14 protein-coding genes are annotated in these 16,279 nt (G+C 41.0%); 8 read left to right on the plus strand and 6 right to left on the minus strand.

What is annotated here, in order from left to right; translation table 11 throughout:
* Position 1: 1 nt before the first annotated feature.
* Both ybeY and ACNAV8_RS04770 read right to left on the minus strand, forming a co-directional pair.
* Entirely contained in the window at positions 2-469 is a 468-nt protein-coding gene (gene ybeY / locus ACNAV8_RS04765) for an rRNA maturation RNase YbeY (RefSeq protein ID WP_103854599.1), read from the minus strand.
* Positions 466-1,569 (minus strand): PhoH family protein, encoded by a 1,104-nt coding sequence (locus ACNAV8_RS04770; protein WP_415777339.1) that lies wholly within the window; start codon positions 1,567-1,569, stop codon positions 466-468. The genes ybeY and ACNAV8_RS04770 overlap by 4 nt, the downstream gene beginning before the upstream one ends.
* 283 nt (positions 1,570-1,852) lie before the next feature.
* Here ACNAV8_RS04770 and ACNAV8_RS04775 point away from each other — a divergent pair, with 283 nt between their 5' ends.
* A complete protein-coding gene (locus ACNAV8_RS04775; RefSeq protein WP_415777302.1) occupies positions 1,853-6,808 on the plus strand; it encodes an exo-alpha-sialidase in 4,956 nt (1,651 codons plus the stop codon).
* A gap of 28 nt (positions 6,809-6,836) precedes the next feature.
* Here the strand turns inward: ACNAV8_RS04775 and ACNAV8_RS04780 are convergent, their stop codons facing one another.
* Positions 6,837-8,270: a GspE/PulE family protein gene (locus ACNAV8_RS04780; RefSeq protein WP_103854603.1), complete on the minus strand. Its 1,434-nt coding sequence runs from the start codon at positions 8,268-8,270 to the stop codon at positions 6,837-6,839.
* Positions 8,271-8,282: 12 nt separating this feature from the next.
* Positions 8,283-8,717, minus strand: a complete 435-nt coding sequence (ppdD, locus tag ACNAV8_RS04785) for a prepilin peptidase-dependent pilin (RefSeq protein WP_103854604.1) — start codon at positions 8,715-8,717, stop codon at positions 8,283-8,285.
* Between the two features lie 142 nt (positions 8,718-8,859).
* On the opposite strand from ppdD, the gene ampD reads away from it, so the two are divergent.
* Positions 8,860-9,414, plus strand: coding sequence for a 1,6-anhydro-N-acetylmuramyl-L-alanine amidase AmpD (ampD, locus tag ACNAV8_RS04790; protein ID WP_103854611.1), 555 nt, complete (start codon positions 8,860-8,862; stop codon positions 9,412-9,414).
* Positions 9,415-9,493: 79 nt separating this feature from the next.
* Here ampD and ACNAV8_RS04795 read toward each other — a convergent pair whose 3' ends face one another.
* Positions 9,494-10,087, minus strand: coding sequence for a cation diffusion facilitator family transporter (locus ACNAV8_RS04795; RefSeq protein ID WP_245872478.1), 594 nt, complete (start codon positions 10,085-10,087; stop codon positions 9,494-9,496).
* A gap of 687 nt (positions 10,088-10,774) precedes the next feature.
* On the opposite strand from ACNAV8_RS04795, the gene rppH reads away from it, so the two are divergent.
* The 5 genes from rppH (at position 10,775) to tadA (ending at position 14,492) form a co-directional block, all read left to right on the plus strand.
* Positions 10,775-11,392 carry an RNA pyrophosphohydrolase gene (gene rppH / locus ACNAV8_RS04800; RefSeq protein WP_103854040.1) on the plus strand — a complete coding sequence of 206 codons (618 nt, stop codon included), beginning with the start codon at positions 10,775-10,777 and terminating at the stop codon, positions 11,390-11,392.
* Complete coding sequence (locus tag ACNAV8_RS04805; protein ID WP_103854039.1) at positions 11,392-12,183, plus strand: sulfite exporter TauE/SafE family protein; 792 nt, start codon at positions 11,392-11,394, stop codon at positions 12,181-12,183. The genes rppH and ACNAV8_RS04805 overlap by 1 nt, the downstream gene beginning before the upstream one ends.
* A 9-nt stretch (positions 12,184-12,192) precedes the next feature.
* Complete coding sequence (lgt, locus tag ACNAV8_RS04810; protein WP_415777303.1) at positions 12,193-12,993, plus strand: prolipoprotein diacylglyceryl transferase; 801 nt, start codon at positions 12,193-12,195, stop codon at positions 12,991-12,993.
* 12 nt (positions 12,994-13,005) lie between these two features.
* Positions 13,006-13,857 carry a thymidylate synthase gene (locus tag ACNAV8_RS04815; protein WP_330933312.1) on the plus strand — a complete coding sequence of 284 codons (852 nt, stop codon included), beginning with the start codon at positions 13,006-13,008 and terminating at the stop codon, positions 13,855-13,857.
* A 98-nt stretch (positions 13,858-13,955) separates the two neighbouring features.
* Complete coding sequence (tadA, locus tag ACNAV8_RS04820; RefSeq protein WP_415777340.1) at positions 13,956-14,492, plus strand: tRNA adenosine(34) deaminase TadA; 537 nt, start codon at positions 13,956-13,958, stop codon at positions 14,490-14,492.
* 46 nt (positions 14,493-14,538) lie between these two features.
* Here tadA and grpE read toward each other — a convergent pair whose 3' ends face one another.
* Positions 14,539-15,150 carry a nucleotide exchange factor GrpE gene (gene grpE / locus ACNAV8_RS04825; protein ID WP_103854606.1) on the minus strand — a complete coding sequence of 204 codons (612 nt, stop codon included), beginning with the start codon at positions 15,148-15,150 and terminating at the stop codon, positions 14,539-14,541.
* 159 nt (positions 15,151-15,309) lie between these two features.
* Here grpE and ACNAV8_RS04830 point away from each other — a divergent pair, with 159 nt between their 5' ends.
* Positions 15,310-16,227 (plus strand): NAD(+) kinase, encoded by a 918-nt coding sequence (locus tag ACNAV8_RS04830; protein WP_103854607.1) that lies wholly within the window; start codon positions 15,310-15,312, stop codon positions 16,225-16,227.
* The last annotated feature ends 52 nt before the right edge of the window (positions 16,228-16,279 follow it).

Here is a 16,279-nt window from a genome sequence, read left to right on the forward strand (position 1 = left end):
GCTAGGCTTTTTCCGCTAAATAAGGATCGGCAAAGCCAAGATCTTGCATTATTTCCGTTTCAAGGCTTTCCATTTCTTCTGCTTCATCATCTTCAATATGATCGTAGCCCAGCAAATGCAAACAGCCGTGTACGACCATATGCGCCCAGTGTGCCATTAAGGGTTTGCCTTGTTCCTGCGCTTCTCGTTCTACCACTTGGCGACAAATCACTAAATCGCCGAGCAGCGGCAATTCCACTTCTTCAGGGCATTCAAAAGGAAAGGAAAGCACGTTGGTTGGATAATCCTTACCACGATAAGTGGCGTTTAAGCTTTGGCTTTCCGCTTCGTCCACCACGCGAATGGTGATCTCAGGTTGCAGGTTCTCTGCTTGCACTGCGGCGGTTGCCCATTGTTGAAATTGTTGTTCTGTCGGCAAGTTTTCGCTATTTTCTACTGCGATTTGTAAATCAACGATGACATCTTTCATTCTGTTTCTTCTCGTTCTAAGGCTTGTTGTTTCGCCTGTTCTTGCTGACGCTGTAAGGCGCGTTCTTTACGGCGAATTTCTTCCTGTTCGTCCCATTTATCATAGGCTTGCACCACTTTGGCAACCACTGGGTGGCGAACAATGTCTTTACTGTCAAAATAATTAAAGCTCAATTCTGGCACATTTTCTAGCACTTCAATGGCGTGGCGTAAACCTGATTTTTGGCTGCGTGGCAAGTCAATTTGCGTGATGTCGCCCGTTATCACCGCTTTAGAATTAAACCCGATACGGGTTAAAAACATTTTCATTTGTTCGGTGGTGGTGTTTTGGCTTTCATCTAAAATAATAAAGCTATCATTCAACGTGCGTCCACGCATATAAGCCAGCGGTGCGATTTCAATCACATTGCGCTCCATTAATTTCTGCACTTTTTCAAAGCCTAGCATTTCAAATAAGGCATCATAGAGCGGGCGTAAATAAGGCTCAATTTTTTGCCCTAAATCTCCCGGCAAAAAGCCCAATTTCTCCCCGGCTTCCACCGCAGGGCGAGTGAGCAAAATGCGGCGCACTTCTTGTCGCTCTAAGGCTTCCACCGCAGCCGCCACAGCAAGAAAAGTTTTCCCTGTGCCTGCTGGCCCAATACCAAAACTAATGTCATAACGCAAAATATTATGCAAATATTGAATCTGATTTGCGCCACGCGGTTTAATTAAGCCACGCTTGGTTTTAATTGTGGTTTGATAGACTTTTGGCACCGCATTTTGTTCTGCTTGTTCGCTATCTTGTTGTAATAACATTCGATTTTCCTGAATGGCTAAATGCACATCAGACAAATCAATTTCTTTCACCACGCCACGCACCGGTGCGGTTTCCAAATACAATGTTTGGATCAACGCCGCCACTTTATTTAATAATTTTGCGTGATGAGATTTCGGATTGGGATCTTTCGATTTCAGCGTAAAGGTAAAATTACGCCGTGCAATATCCAAGAAAAATTCTTTTTCAATCAACTGGATATTTTCATCAAATGCTCCGCACAATGCCTGCAAACGGGCATTATCTTGCGGTTCAAGAGTAAAGGTTTCGCTTAGTTCGCTCATTGGGTTGGACAAATTGTGTTCCTTTTATTTTTGTTTTCCTGCTACTGTCAGAATCATTTGATTGTTGATGGGCATATTACCACGTTTTAAATACAGGCTCTAATGCTCTTTGAGAAATTCTCTTTTTGTAGAAATGCGAGAAATCTCTCATTTTTGATAGAAAATAAGAATGATTCTGTGAAGAACATCACGAAGTGAAATTATCATTATTTACTCCATTATAGAGCAAAAATATCATCAGCACTGAGATACTCCTAATTTCACATCAAACAAAGGATGCCCTATGAAAAAAACAGCATTGGCAGCTTTAATCTCCTCGTGTCTTATCAGCCAATATGCCATGGCGAGTAACGAAGGAATCTTAGATTTCAAATCAAATACCGAATTTTTCAAGCCACTTAATATCACTGAAACCTTCACTAAAAATGATGTTTTTAATTTAGAAAACGGTTCTTTAACTTTTGGCTTTAAAACCAATGGTGGTGATAATGTTTATTCTCTTTTAGGTGCTTCAACCCTAGGTGGACACACCAACCACTATATTAATTTCTATATGTTAAGGAAGCAAGGCACGGATACCTTTGGCTTAGAATTAAGAAATAAGAATAGCTATTTAATTAATAATTCAGCACTTACCGCAAATGTTGATAATCAAAATAAAGATTATCAAACCATTACCTATACGTTTGATAAAACAAATAACCAAATTAAAATTTATGTGAATGGCGAATTAAAACAAACACATAATAATTCTAAATTCTTCAAAGATATTGAGAACTTAAATATTGCTTATTTAGGAAAAACGCCAAGAAGCTCTGGCAATGAAATGCGTTTTAGTGGAAATATTTATTCGGCGGGAGTTACCGAACAAGTATTGTCAGAAGAAAAAATCAAAGCGCTACACCAAGAATTAGCGGAAACCTATCGCCGAAACGAAAGCGAGAATGCGGATAAACATCGCGCTTCAGGGGCAATGCTAACGGAAAAAGAATCGCTCTTTCAACCAAATCAAGATGGCGCAAAAAACTACCGTATTCCTTCCTTACTCACCACGCAAAACGGCGTTGTTATCGCCGCTATCGACAAGCGCTGGCAACATTCTGCTGACTGGGGAAATATTGATACCGCGATCCGCCGCAGTTTTGATGGTGGCTTAACTTGGCAAAAAAGCCAAACAGTGATTGATCTTGCCAGCCAATCTTATGGCAGTCAAAACTCTGCGTTCTTAATCGATCCCCTAATGGTGCAAGACAAACGCAATGGGCGTGTCTTTATGATTGTGGATATGTTCCCTGAAACGCAAGGTTTCTTTGGAATCAAAAATCAAAATGCCGAAGGTTCAGGTTATAAAAATATCGGTGGGAAATATTATCAATTATTAACTGACGAATATAATAATCGCTACACCATTCGTGAAAACGGCATTGTTTATAATGATAAAAATAAACCAACAGATTATCGGGTTGTTATTAATGGTAATCCTGAATTGGCATTTAACGATCTCGGTGATTTATATCAAGGCGATACACGTTTAGGAAATATTTATTTACAAACGAAAAATCCAAATAATGATAGCGCCCCACTTAAATCAACCATCACCAGCAATTTATGGCTCACTTATAGTGATAATGACGGTGAAACTTGGTCTAACCCAGTCAACATTAACTCTCAAGTGAAAGCCGATTGGATGCGTTTTATGGGAACAGGCCCCGGAACAGGGATTCAGCTTAAAGACGGCTCTTTAGTGATGCCGGTTTACTACACCAATAACAATAATAAACAAGCAGCAGCGGTTATCATTAGCAAAGACGGTGGCAAAACTTGGGAACGCGGTGAATCACCAATTGATAGCAGATTTGCGGCACAAGGCGGATCACGTCTGCTTAACGGCACTTATGGCTATGAAATTACTGAATCCCAAGTAATTGAACTAGACAACGGACAATTAAAACTCTTTTCTCGCATAGCAAATCATAATCGCGTTCATATTTCCACTAGTTATGACGGTGGTTACACTTGGGAAAAAGACGTTATTTTAGATGACGTGTTACTAGAACCTTATTGCCAACTTTCAGTAATTAAATATTCCAAACGTATTAATGGCAAAGAACATATCCTCTTTGCTAATCCACATTCTAATAGACGCAGCAATGGTAAAGTGTGGCTTGGTGAAGTGCAAGAAGATGGTTCTATCGAATGGAAATATACCACTACGATTACACCAAATAATTACGCCTATAGCAGCTTAACTGAATTGCCAAATGGCGATATTGGCTTGCTTTATGAAGGGGCGGAAGGAAAAATTGATTTTGTTCGCTTAAATATTCAAGAGCTTGTATGGCAAGACAATATCTTACATCGTGATAAACGAAACACGCCATTTGAATATGATCGTAATAGCACCGTTGCTGAAACATTCTATAAAATTGGTGATGGGGAAATTATTAAAATCGGTGAAGGAGTAAACCCTGCCAAAATGGTGGTTAATGAAGGCACATTAGGTTTAAAACAGCAGGAAAAAGATGGTCAAGTTCAAGCCTATTCCGACATTATTGTAAACCCTGAGGGCACAGTAAAATTATATGGCGAAAACCAAATTAAAGCCGAAAATCTCAGCTTGAATAAAGGAACGTTTGACTTAAATGGCAATAATTTCACCATTGAAAATGGCGAGGATAAAGGGCTGCAAGCTGAAACAATTAACGGAAATATTATTAATAGCAATGCCACCAAAGCTAGCACGCTTAACTATTTGCAATCTGGGGTAAGAAAAATTAAGGGTGAAATGCTTGGCAATGATCAAGGTAAATTAAATTTTGCCTATAAACCGACCGCACTTAATAATAACCACTTAACCTTAGAAACAAATTCAACCTTAAACGAGCTTACCGTCAACCAAGGTGAAATAATTTACGCACCAGATACTTCCCATTTAACGCAAAATGCAAATTTAGCGAATAATGCCACATTAAGCATAAAAGATAACGTGATTGCGCGCTTTGATACCATTGCACTTGATGACACAAGCCAAATTAATGCGGATATTAGTGCCAACCAAACAAGCCGTTTATTTGCTGATACGCAAGGGCAAGGTAGTTTAAGCAAAAATGGAGAGGGGACACTATATTTAATTGGGCAATTCAATCACACAGGAAAAACCTTGTTAAATCAAGGGGTAACCATTTTAGAAGGGGAATTAAACCATTCGCCGTTATATATCAAAGAAAATGCGAGTTTAACGGGAAATGGGATCGTTCATTCACATACTTATTGGCAAGCCAATGCCCATATTGCACCAAATAATGCCCCGCACTTAAATCATACGGCAAACGGCAGCAAATCCAGAAATGCCAGTTTCCAACCTAAAACCCTATCCTTTGGGAATGTAACCAATGAGGGGGCGGATATTACATTAAATGTGGATAACGTTTCCGAAAATATGACAGAATGGCGTGCGGATCGCGTGCTGATTAATGGAGATTTAACCACCACCCAACCTATTCCGGTAAATATAAACTTACTCAATAGCCAGATCGGTAATTCCGATACTAATAAAAACGAACGCTACGATGCTGATGAGGGTATTTCACTCATTCAAGTGAAAGGCGAAACCAGTCGCATAGATGCGTTCAATTTGGCGAAAGCGGTTCATAATGATGAAAGCCATATTAATCGCTATGCCTTAGTTAGCGTTGAAAAAGGGGCAACTACGGCAAGTGAAAATAGTTTTGGTGAGAACAACAGCAATTTCAACGATTACCGCTTGCAAACCTTGCTAATTAATGAAGATGGTGAACCGTTATCACCAATTATTAAAGCTCCAACAACACCACCAAAAGAGGAAAGCCCTAAAGCTGATGACACAGCTGCCCCAATTCCACCAACCGCGAACACGACAGTAACCCCTCCAGCAAACCAAGATGAAGGGAATACTGACAATAGCGGTGAAACTACCGCTCCTGTGGATAATGCAGTGGTAGCACCACCTTCAGATCAAAATGGAGGAAATGCCAATAACAGCACAGAAACCACGTCCCCTGTGGATAATGCAGTCGTAACACCACCTTCTGCTCAAAATGGAGGAAATGCCAATAACAGCACAGAAACCACGTCTCCAGTGGATAATGCTGTGGTAACACCACCTTCTGATCAAAATGGAGGAAATGCCAATAACAGCACAGAAACCACGTCTCCAGTGGATAATGTTGTGGTAGCCGCACCTGCTAATCCAAATACAGGGAATGTGGATAACAGCACGGAAACTGCTTCTCCAGCAGGTAATGCAACAGTTACGCCATTAGCAGGAAATGCAACAGCCGCAAGTGCTTCAACCTATCGCCCAGCATTAAATAGCCAAGTTCCAGCCTATTTGGTGACGAATTTAGCCTTGTTAGAACATAGTTATATGCAGGCTCAAACCTTTGCCCAAAACATTACGCAAGGCACGAAAAATTTCTATGTTTTACAACAACATCGTAAAGCCACTTATGATAGCAACCTTGGCTTTAGTGATTATGGCTATAGCTACAAATCCACCACGAATAGTACCTTATTTGGTGGTCGCCTTGATCTCAACGATAAACAGCGTCTTCACTTAGGGCTTGCTCTCAGCAAATTCTCGGTTGAACCAAAAACCACAGAAATTGAAGGCAGCAGCTCGGCAAAATATAAATCTGTAGGGGTATTATTCACATTAGAAAATCAACTGACCGAACAAAGCTATGTTAATCTCAGTGGAAACTATCAATATGTGCGCGGTAAAATTTCCACTTCACAACATAAAGATTTAGCCAAAGTGAGAGGCCATTCTTGGGGTATTGGTGCAGAAACAGGCTATCATTTCTTGCTAAATGAAGTCCGTTTAACGCCAATTATTGCGTTGCAATATCAAAGTAGCAAAGCCAATATTGAGGATCATACCTTCAGTTGGAATATCAATAATGATCGACAATATATTTTCACTCAACAAATTGGGGGTGAAATTGCATGGAAATCATTGAAATTCCGTACAATGTATGAACACAATACAGGAAATACCCCTGTCTTAACTCTCAATGATGGAACAACTCAGCAATACAAAACGGGTAAATTAGGCAACGCCTTATTATTCTCTGCCAGCGCAGGTTATGATATTACGCCAAACCTAAACATCAGCGTCCAAATTAGCCATAGAAAATCCCTTTCTGACTATGGACTAAAACAAACTTACTTTGCGGGTAAATTAGAATACCGTTTCTAATCAACTCACCTTTGAAGTGGGAGAGAATTTATTTTTCTCCCACTTTTTGTTCACTCTCCATCAATTTCCCTAGCACTCTTTCTACTTCAGCGAAATCGGTTATTCCTTGCTTTACCTTTTCCAATCCGCTTTCTCGTAAGGAAGCATAATCCGTTTGATAGGAAATTTCCCCATTATTAAAGTGCGGTTGTAAAAATTGATAAATTCCGCAACGCCCTTTATAACCTTGATAACAATCACAATTTTCGGTGTGATGCGTACAAATTTTGCGCACTAAACGCTGGGCGATAACGAGCAGCAAACTGCTTTCAATTTCATGCTGTTGGATACCGAGCTGCAATAAGCGAGAAATTGCTGAATGAGCATTATTGGTATGCAGCGTAGAAAGCACTAAATGCCCTGTTTGTGCTGCACGCAAAGCAATCGCTGCACTTTCTGCATCTCGAATTTCGCCAAGCATAATGATGTCAGGATCTTGGCGTAAAAATGTGCGTAACAATCGGTTAAAATCTAGCCCAATTTGTGGATTAATTTGCGTTTGGATAATGCCCGGCAGTTCTATTTCAATGGGATCTTCGGCGGTGAGAATATGCTTTTCCGACTGATTCAACCATTCAAGTGCGGTGTAAAGGGTAATACTTTTTCCGCTTCCTGTTGGGCCTGTAACTAAAATCAAGCCTTGAGGCTGTGAAAGGGTTTGCTGCAAAGCCTTTTGCTGCGCTGCGTTCATTCCCAACTGTGAAAACGCTAAGCTGACAGGCTTGTTTTTCTGCAAACGTAACACCGCTTTTTCGCCATACTGGGTGGGCAAGGTGGAAAGGCGAAAATCTAACACATCAGAAAAGGTGGTTTTAAAATGAAAACGTCCATCTTGTGGCAAACGTGTTTCGCTTATATCAAGGCGAGCGAGCAATTTTAAGCGAGAAATTAAGCGCTGACTAATTTGCGTGGATAATGGCGTCTGGCACTGCAATACGCCATCAATACGAAAGCGGATTTGCAACTGCTCGCGCTGCGGCTCTAAATGAATATCTGAGGCATTCAGTTGCAACGCCTTTTCAAAAAGCCGATCTAAGAGTTGAATAACGGGTTCATCGGCTTTTTCTTGCACATTTTCCGTTTTAATCTGCTCAGCGGGGCGATAAAAATCGGGTACAGCAGGTTCTTCTGCAACATTTGGCGCAAGGCTTTGCAAGAGCAATTTCAAATCTTGTCCTTGCAACAACACAGGTTCAACCACTTTTCCAGTTAAAAAAGAAAAGGTTTCGCAAGCAGAAAGATTATTCAAATCATCAATGCCTAACCAAAGCGTTTGGGCATTTTCTTGCAATGGCACAGCAAAATAGCGAATTAGCAGGGCTTTTTGCTGTTGGTTTTGCTGCCATAAGTGCGGTGGAATTTCAAAAAATTTTCCATCTACCGCACAAACCGTCATTTGCGGCTGTAACGCATATTCCGCCATTGTTTATCCCCATCAGCCACAAAATCCCGCTGGGAATAATTCAGCAGATTTATCGCATTTTACCGTCCAAGTAACCCCTTTAGCAGCATCACCACTTGCGCTTAAAGAATAACTTATCCCCGCCAAGTTATCTCTGCCTGTAACGGTAATTTTCCCTTTTTGCACATCAATCGAACCCACTTTGCCCTTATTGGTTAATTTTTTCTGAATACCGTTTGTTCCCGCATTACATTTGTTGGTTGAGTTTGTGTTATACACACAAAGTTCCACTTCAGAACGATAAGGGCTTGCAGCTTGAATAAGCTCTGAAATTGCCGCTTTTTTCGTATAGTTTTGATAAGCCGGCACGGCGATTGTTGCCAAAATTGCCACAATGGCGATTACAATCATTAATTCAATTAACGTAAAACCCTCTTGATTCTTCAAACGAGTAGAAAATCTGTTCATAAGCTGTCCTTGTTGATTTCTCTTAACATTAATTTTCGATAGAATACGGGCAATGAATAACCCGTGCGAATAAGTGTGGCGCAAATTAAAAATAAAGCCAAAAAGCACCGCACTTTTTCTCGATCACGATCGCAAAAAAACTATGAAATCGACATTTTCCATTGAGCAATCAGGCTGGTTGGCAAAACAAAAACATTGCCCCTCGCCCCACTATGATTTACGCCCCGATCCGCAAGATATTTCGTTGCTCGTCATTCATTACATCAGTCTTCCCCCCGAACAATTTGGCGGAAATTTTATTGATGCCTTTTTCCAAGGATGCTTAGATCCAAGCCAGCACCCTTATTTTGAAGAAATCAAAGATCTCCGCGTATCAGCGCATTGCCTGATTAATCGTGAGGGAAAAATTACGCAATATGTCAGCTTCAATGATCGTGCTTGGCACGCGGGCATATCCAGCTTTCAAGGACGTGAAAAATGTAATGACTTCGCGATTGGCATTGAATTAGAAGGCAGCAACAATCAGCCATTCACCGAACAGCAATATACGGCGCTGACCAAACTCACACAAAGTATAATGCAGCGCTATCCCAAAATTCGTAAAGATCGCATTGTGGGGCATAGCGACATTTCCCCCGACAGAAAAATCGACCCCGGGCAATATTTCGATTGGGAAAAATATTTAAACAGCCTATAAACACAAGTGCGGTGGAAATTTTGTGAATTTTTCCACCGCACTTTGTTTTCATCAAATTTCTATTCTATTGACATTTAGCTTAATGAGAATGCCCTAAATGCTGCCCCGCTATTGTGGCTTTCATTATACTCACCCCACTGCGCAAAATAAACACACTTAAAATGGCGCTGGCGACAATATCTATCCACTGAATTTGCCACAGCCACGCGCTTAGCCCTGCAATGATCGCAATAACAGAGCCAAATAAATCAGCTAGAACGTGTAAATAGGCGGCGCGAATATTTAGGTTTTCGTGATCACTTTTTAGCATTAACCACGCCACAATCATATTGACCAACAACCCTACTATTGCTACGGCTAGCATTGGTAAGGCATTAATGGGTAAAGGATTTTGCCAGCGTTCAATGGCTTCCCATAAAATCCAAATCGCCACAATAATTAAAGAAATCGCATTGAGTAGAGCAAAATATTTCTGTGTTTTATGGCTGAAAAACAGGGCGACAAAGGCAAGTAATAAAGAGAGGCTATCATTTGCCATATGGCCTGCGTCCGCCATTAGGGTTAGGCTGTTGAAATAATAACCGCCGAGAAATTCGATCACCATATAAGCGGTGATAATGGCGAAGCTGAAGGCTAAAATGCGTTGATTTTGTGAGCCGTGATCGTGGTGCATAAATGATCCTAAATAAAAATTTGCCATAGTATAGGTTTAACTGGTGGTAAAGGTCAAGTTTTGGGGCTAGTTTTATAAAAAATGCGAGAAAAAAGCACCGCACTTTGATCTTCGATTAATTAATAACCAGTCCTTTTTGAGCCTTTAATTCACAATGCGAAAATGCTTTTTTATTTCGCTATCTTTTTGATTTTTAATGGTTTTATTCTTTTTTCTCATTGTGCTTATGGCAAACTCAGCATTTAATTCCCACCTATTCTGTATAAAACCACAATTTTATCCACAGAAATGCTGAATAACTCACAGTTTGGCAATAAAAGTGCGGTGAAAATCCTGATAAAAATACAGTATGATTTTTTTCTAAACGGTAATTGGAGTAAAAAACTGCGATCTTGGATCTTGATTTTAGATCTTAATGATAAGCAAGGATCTATTTTAACTTATTTTAAAATAACGGATTTTTTATCCTTATACACAAATAATTTAATTTTATTCCCGCACTTTTCACAATGTTATGCACAGTGTTGTGATTTTTATTCAATTTATTAACAGGTAGGAAGATTTTATCAAGTTAAATTCTGATAGAAAACCGCCTTAAAAGCGTGTTTGCGGGTTGTTAAAACCTTGAGTTTGTGAAACAATTCACCAATTCAGAATTTAAAATTTTTAAAACTAAGGTGAACGATAGTGATCGATTTCGATGGCTACCGTCCGAATGTGGGAATTGTCATTTGTAACCGTAAAGGTCAGGTTTTGTGGGCGAAGCGCTATGGGCAAAACTCGTGGCAGTTTCCGCAAGGCGGCATAAACGATAATGAAACGGCTGAGCAGGCGATGTATCGTGAGCTTTTTGAAGAAGTGGGTTTAACCCGTAAAGATGTTAAATTGCTTTATGTTTCAAAACAATGGCTGCGCTATAAACTTCCTAAACGCTTATTACGCTACGACAGCAAACCAATGTGTATCGGACAAAAACAGCGTTGGTTCTTATTGCAATTAGTTTCGGACGAAAAAGATATTAATATGCAAACCACCAAATCGCCAGAATTTGATGGCTGGCGTTGGGTGAGTTTTTGGTATCCTGTGCGTCAGGTTGTGCCTTTCAAAAAAGAAGTGTACCGCAAGGCAATGAAGGAATTTGCGGCGGTATTATTTAATGGGAAAAATCAGCCAAATTCCTATTCTCAAGAACAGAAGTCTTCGCCAGCCCATTCTGCAACAAATACGGCGAACAAGCATTCTGGTAAAAAATATTCATCAGGCAAATTCCATAAACGTTCATTTCATCGAACAAGGGGGGCATAATGCTGAGCTTTTTTCTTATTTGTTTAATTGTCGGCTGTGTGGTCGGCTTTTTAGCGGGCTTATTTGGCATTGGCGGCGGGCTGATTATCGTTCCCGTGTTGGTTTATTTATTGCCAATGGTTGATGTGCCTAGCGAACTTTTGATGTCCACGGCATTGGGAACCTCTTTCGCCACTATCGTGGTAACCGGATTTTCTTCGGCGCAACGTCATCACAAGCTCGGCAATATTGTTTGGCCAGCGGTAAAAGTGCTTGCCCCTGTAATTATGGTGACCACCTTTATTTCAGGGCTTTTTGTCGGCAATTTAGATAAAAGCGTATCAAGCAAATTATTTGCCTGTTTAGTAGTGTATCTTGCGGTGAAAATGTTGCTTTCGATTAAACCAAAAGAAGTGAAAAAAGCGCTCACCACCACCTCTTCTGTGATTGGTGGAATTTTGATTGGGATAGCTTCCAGCATTGCGGGCATTGGCGGTGGTGGTTTTATTGTGCCGTTTTTGAATGGGCGTGGTATTGAAATGAAAAAAGCCATCGGCTCATCAGCATTTTGTGGAATGTTGCTTGGCCTTTCAGGAATGCTGAGCTTTATTGTGGGCGGCTGGGGACAAGCAAATATGCCAAGTTATTCATTAGGTTATGTGTATTTACCTGCTGTGGTGGGGATTACGGCAACCTCATTTTTTACTTCAAAACTTGGGGCTAGCACCACAGATAAATTGCCGGTGAAAACCCTCAAACGTTATTTTGCCGTGCTATTGATCTGCATTGCGATCAATATGCTTATGAAATAAAGGAACTATATGACTTCACAATTTTTAACTTTTCCCCAATTTGATCCTGTGATTTTCCAACTTGGCCCTGTTGCCTTGCGTTGGTATGGATTAATGTATTTAATCGGCTTTGTGTTTGCGCGCTGGCTTGCGGTTCGCCGTGCTAACCGCCCAAATAGCGGCTGGACAACGGAACAAGTGGATAGCCTATTATTTAACGGTTTTCTTGGTGTATTTCTTGGTGGACGCATCGGTTATGTGATGTTCTACCAGTTCGATTATTTCTTGCAAGATCCAATGTATTTATTCCGCGTGTGGGAAGGGGGAATGTCTTTCCACGGCGGCTTAATTGGCGTGATTTTGGCAATGTTTATCACCGCAAAATTACAACACCGCGGCTTTTGGGCGACGGCAGATTTTGTTGCGCCACTTATTCCTTTTGGCTTAGGAATGGGGCGTATTGGTAACTTTATTAATGATGAGCTTTGGGGGCGTGTAACAGACGTGCCTTGGGCGGTATTATTCCCTTCTGGCGGTTATTTACCGCGCCACCCTTCGCAACTTTACGAAGCGGTGTTAGAGGGCTTGGTGTTATTTATTATCCTTAATCTGTTTATCAAAAACCCACGTCCAGCAGGTTCTGTGGCAGGATTATTTTTAGTCGTCTACGGCACATTCCGCTTTATTATTGAATATTTCCGTGAGCCTGATGCGCAACTCGGCTTATTCTTCCAACAGCACATTTCAATGGGGCAAATTCTCTCATTGCCAATGATTTTACTCGGTGCGCTAATTATGCTGATGGCTTACAAAAGTGCGGTGAAAAAATAAGGGAAATTTACAATGCGTCAATATTTAGATTTATGTCAAAACATCATTGATAACGGCACTTGGGTGGAAAATGAGCGAACAGGAAAACGCTGTTTAACCCTGATTAACGCCGATCTTACCTACAATGTGGCGGACAATGAATTTCCGCTAATCACCACGCGAAAAAGCTATTGGAAAGCGGCCATTGCGGAATTTTTAGGCTACATTCGTGGCTACGACAACGCCGCAGATTTCCGCCAGCTTGGCACAAAAACGTGGGACGCCAACGCCAATGAAAATCAGGCTTGGTTGAATAATCCACACCGCAAAGGCACAGACGATATGGGGCGTGTTTACGGCGTACAAGGGCGCGCTTGGCGTAAACCTAACGGCGAAACCCTCGACCAATTGCGTAAGGTAGTGAATGATTTAACCAAAGGGCTAGACGATCGTGGCGAAATTATCACGTTTTATAATCCGGGCGAAATTGAACTCGGCTGTTTGCGTCCTTGTATGCACACACACACCTTTTCTTTGCTTGGTGATACGCTCTATTTAACCAGCTATCAGCGTTCTTGCGATGTGCCACTTGGGTTGAATTTTAATCAAATTCAAGTATTTACTTTCTTAGCATTAATGGCGCAGATTACAGGGAAAAAAGCAGGAATGGCGTATCATAAAATCGTCAATGCACATATTTATGAAGATCAGCTTGAGCTTATGCAAAATGTTCAACTCAAGCGTGAACCATTGCCACTACCGAAGTTAGAAATTAATCCTGACATCAAAACCCTTGAAGATCTGGAAACTTGGGTAACAATGGACGATTTCAAAGTGATTGGCTATGAATCTCACCCTGCGATTAAATATCCTTTCTCGGTGTAGGATCAAAATAGCAAAATGAAAAAATTGCGCCAAAAAGCACCGCACTTTATTTTCCCAATCAGCCAATATATGGCTGATTTTTCATACTTTTTCAGTGCATAAGGAAAACAAAAGTGCGGTCGGATTTTGATGAAAAAATGATGCGCTATGCCCTAAGTCTTGCCGATAAAGCCGAAGCCTTAGGGGAAATTCCTGTGGGCGCTGTGCTAGTTGATGATGCAGGAAAGATTGTGGCAGAGGGTTGGAATTTATCCATTATTCAGCACGATCCCACCGCGCACGCCGAAATTGTGGCATTGCGCCAAGCAGGGCAAGCGCAACAAAACTACCGCCTACTCAACACCACGCTATACGTTACCCTTGAACCTTGCACAATGTGCGCAGGGGCGATTTTACATAGCCGAATCAAACGGTTAGTGTTCGGGGCTTATGATCTAAAAACAGGGGCGGTGGGTTCGCGTTTTCACTTTTTTGATGATTATAAAATGAACCACAGCCTTGAAATTACAGGCGGCGTACTGCAAGAAGAATGTAGCCAAAAACTCAGTACTTTCTTTCAAAAACGGCGTGAACAGAAAAAGCAAGAAAAACTCGCGCAGAAAAATATCAACGAAAATTTAGACGAAAAAAAATAGGCGATACACTCGCCTATTTTTATTTGTTTATTATGATGACCTTTTATTACGCCGCCACCATCACCATTGCAGGGCGAATCACTCTGCCGTTTAGCAAATAACCTTTTTGTAATACCGTGGTGATTTGATTGCTTGCGAAGCCTTCTGTCGGCTGCATTGAAATGGCTTGGTGTAAATCTGGGTTGAAAGTTTCGCCCACTTCACCCACGGCTTCTACGCCAAAACGCGCAACCGTTGCCAATAAACCTTTTAAGGTTAATTCAACACCGTCTAACACGCCTTTTAAGCTCTCGTCTTCCGTGCTAACTGGGGTTGCTAGCGCACGCTCTAGGTTATCAATGGTTTCAAGCAGATCTTTAGCAAATTTTTCTAAGGCAAATTTATGCGCTTTTTCCACATCTTGCTCAGCACGGCGGCGGATATTATCCATTTCCGCACGGCTGCGTAACAAAATGTCTTGCTCTTTTTTTGCTGTTTCAGCGAGCTGTTCTTCAAGCTCTTGCACGCGGGCAATGGCTTCTTCTAAAGCATCTCCTTCAAGATTTTCAGCGTTTTCCTGCTGCTCAGCGGCTTCTTGTGCCTTCTCTGCTTGTTCCACTCTTTCCATTTGTTCTTGATCTAATTCGTTTTTTTCTACTTGTTGTTCTTGTTCTGACATTGTTTTCTCCATCTGTTCAAAAGTTTGCGTTATTGTAACAAAAAACATAAAAATTGACAGTTGCTAAACTTGGCTAGCCACTGACACAGTTTATGTGTAATATAGCCCCTAATTTCTTGAATTCAAGTGCGGTCTGTTTTTCGCATAAAAATAAATATTATGTCCACAACTCATTTAATCGACAACAAAACCTTGCATAATTCTTTCCATACCATTGGATTGGTAGGGCGTCCACGCAATGATGTGAATTTGCAAGTGCACAAAAATTTATTTCAATGGCTGTCCGAAAAAGGCTATCAAGTGCTAGTGGAAAAGGGAGTTGGTGAGCGTTTAGATTTACCAGCACAACATCTTGCAGGGTTAGATGAAATTGGTCGCTTAGCTCAGTTAGCGATTGTTATCGGTGGTGATGGCAATATGCTTGGACGAGCAAGAATCTTAGCGAAATATGATATTGCATTAATTGGTATTAACCGTGGCAATTTAGGTTTTCTCACGGATATTGATCCGAAAAATGCTTATGCACAGCTGGAAGCCTGTTTAGATCGTGGCGAATTTTTCGTGGAAGAACGCTTTCTTTTAGAAACCGCGATTGAACGCGAAGGGCAAATTATTGCCACCAGCAATGCGGTAAATGAAGCGGTGATTCACCCTGCCAAAATTGCCCATATGATCGATTTCCACGTTTATATTGATGATAAGCTGGCATTTTCACAGCGCTCTGACGGCCTGATTATTTCCACCCCAACAGGTTCAACGGCTTATTCCCTTTCTGCTGGTGGCCCTATTCTTACCCCACAATTAAACGCCATTGCCCTTGTGCCAATGTTTCCGCACACCCTTTCTTCTCGCCCGTTGGTTATTGACGGCGAAAGTAAGATTTCCATTCGCTTTGCCGATTACAACACGCCGCAATTAGAAGTGGGTTGCGACAGCCAAGTTGCTCTGCCATTTACCCCTGATGATGTGGTACATATTTATAAAAGCAAACATAAACTGCGTTTATTGCACTTGAAAAATTATAATTATTACAATGTGTTAAGCACGAAATTAGGCTGGTTGAGAAATTCTGCATAAAAAATTTACACAAAACGCTTTACTGTATATAAAAACAGTTATAAACTGATAT

Source organism: Avibacterium endocarditidis, from assembly GCF_965138825.1.
Lineage (GTDB): Bacteria > Pseudomonadota > Gammaproteobacteria > Enterobacterales > Pasteurellaceae > Avibacterium > Avibacterium endocarditidis.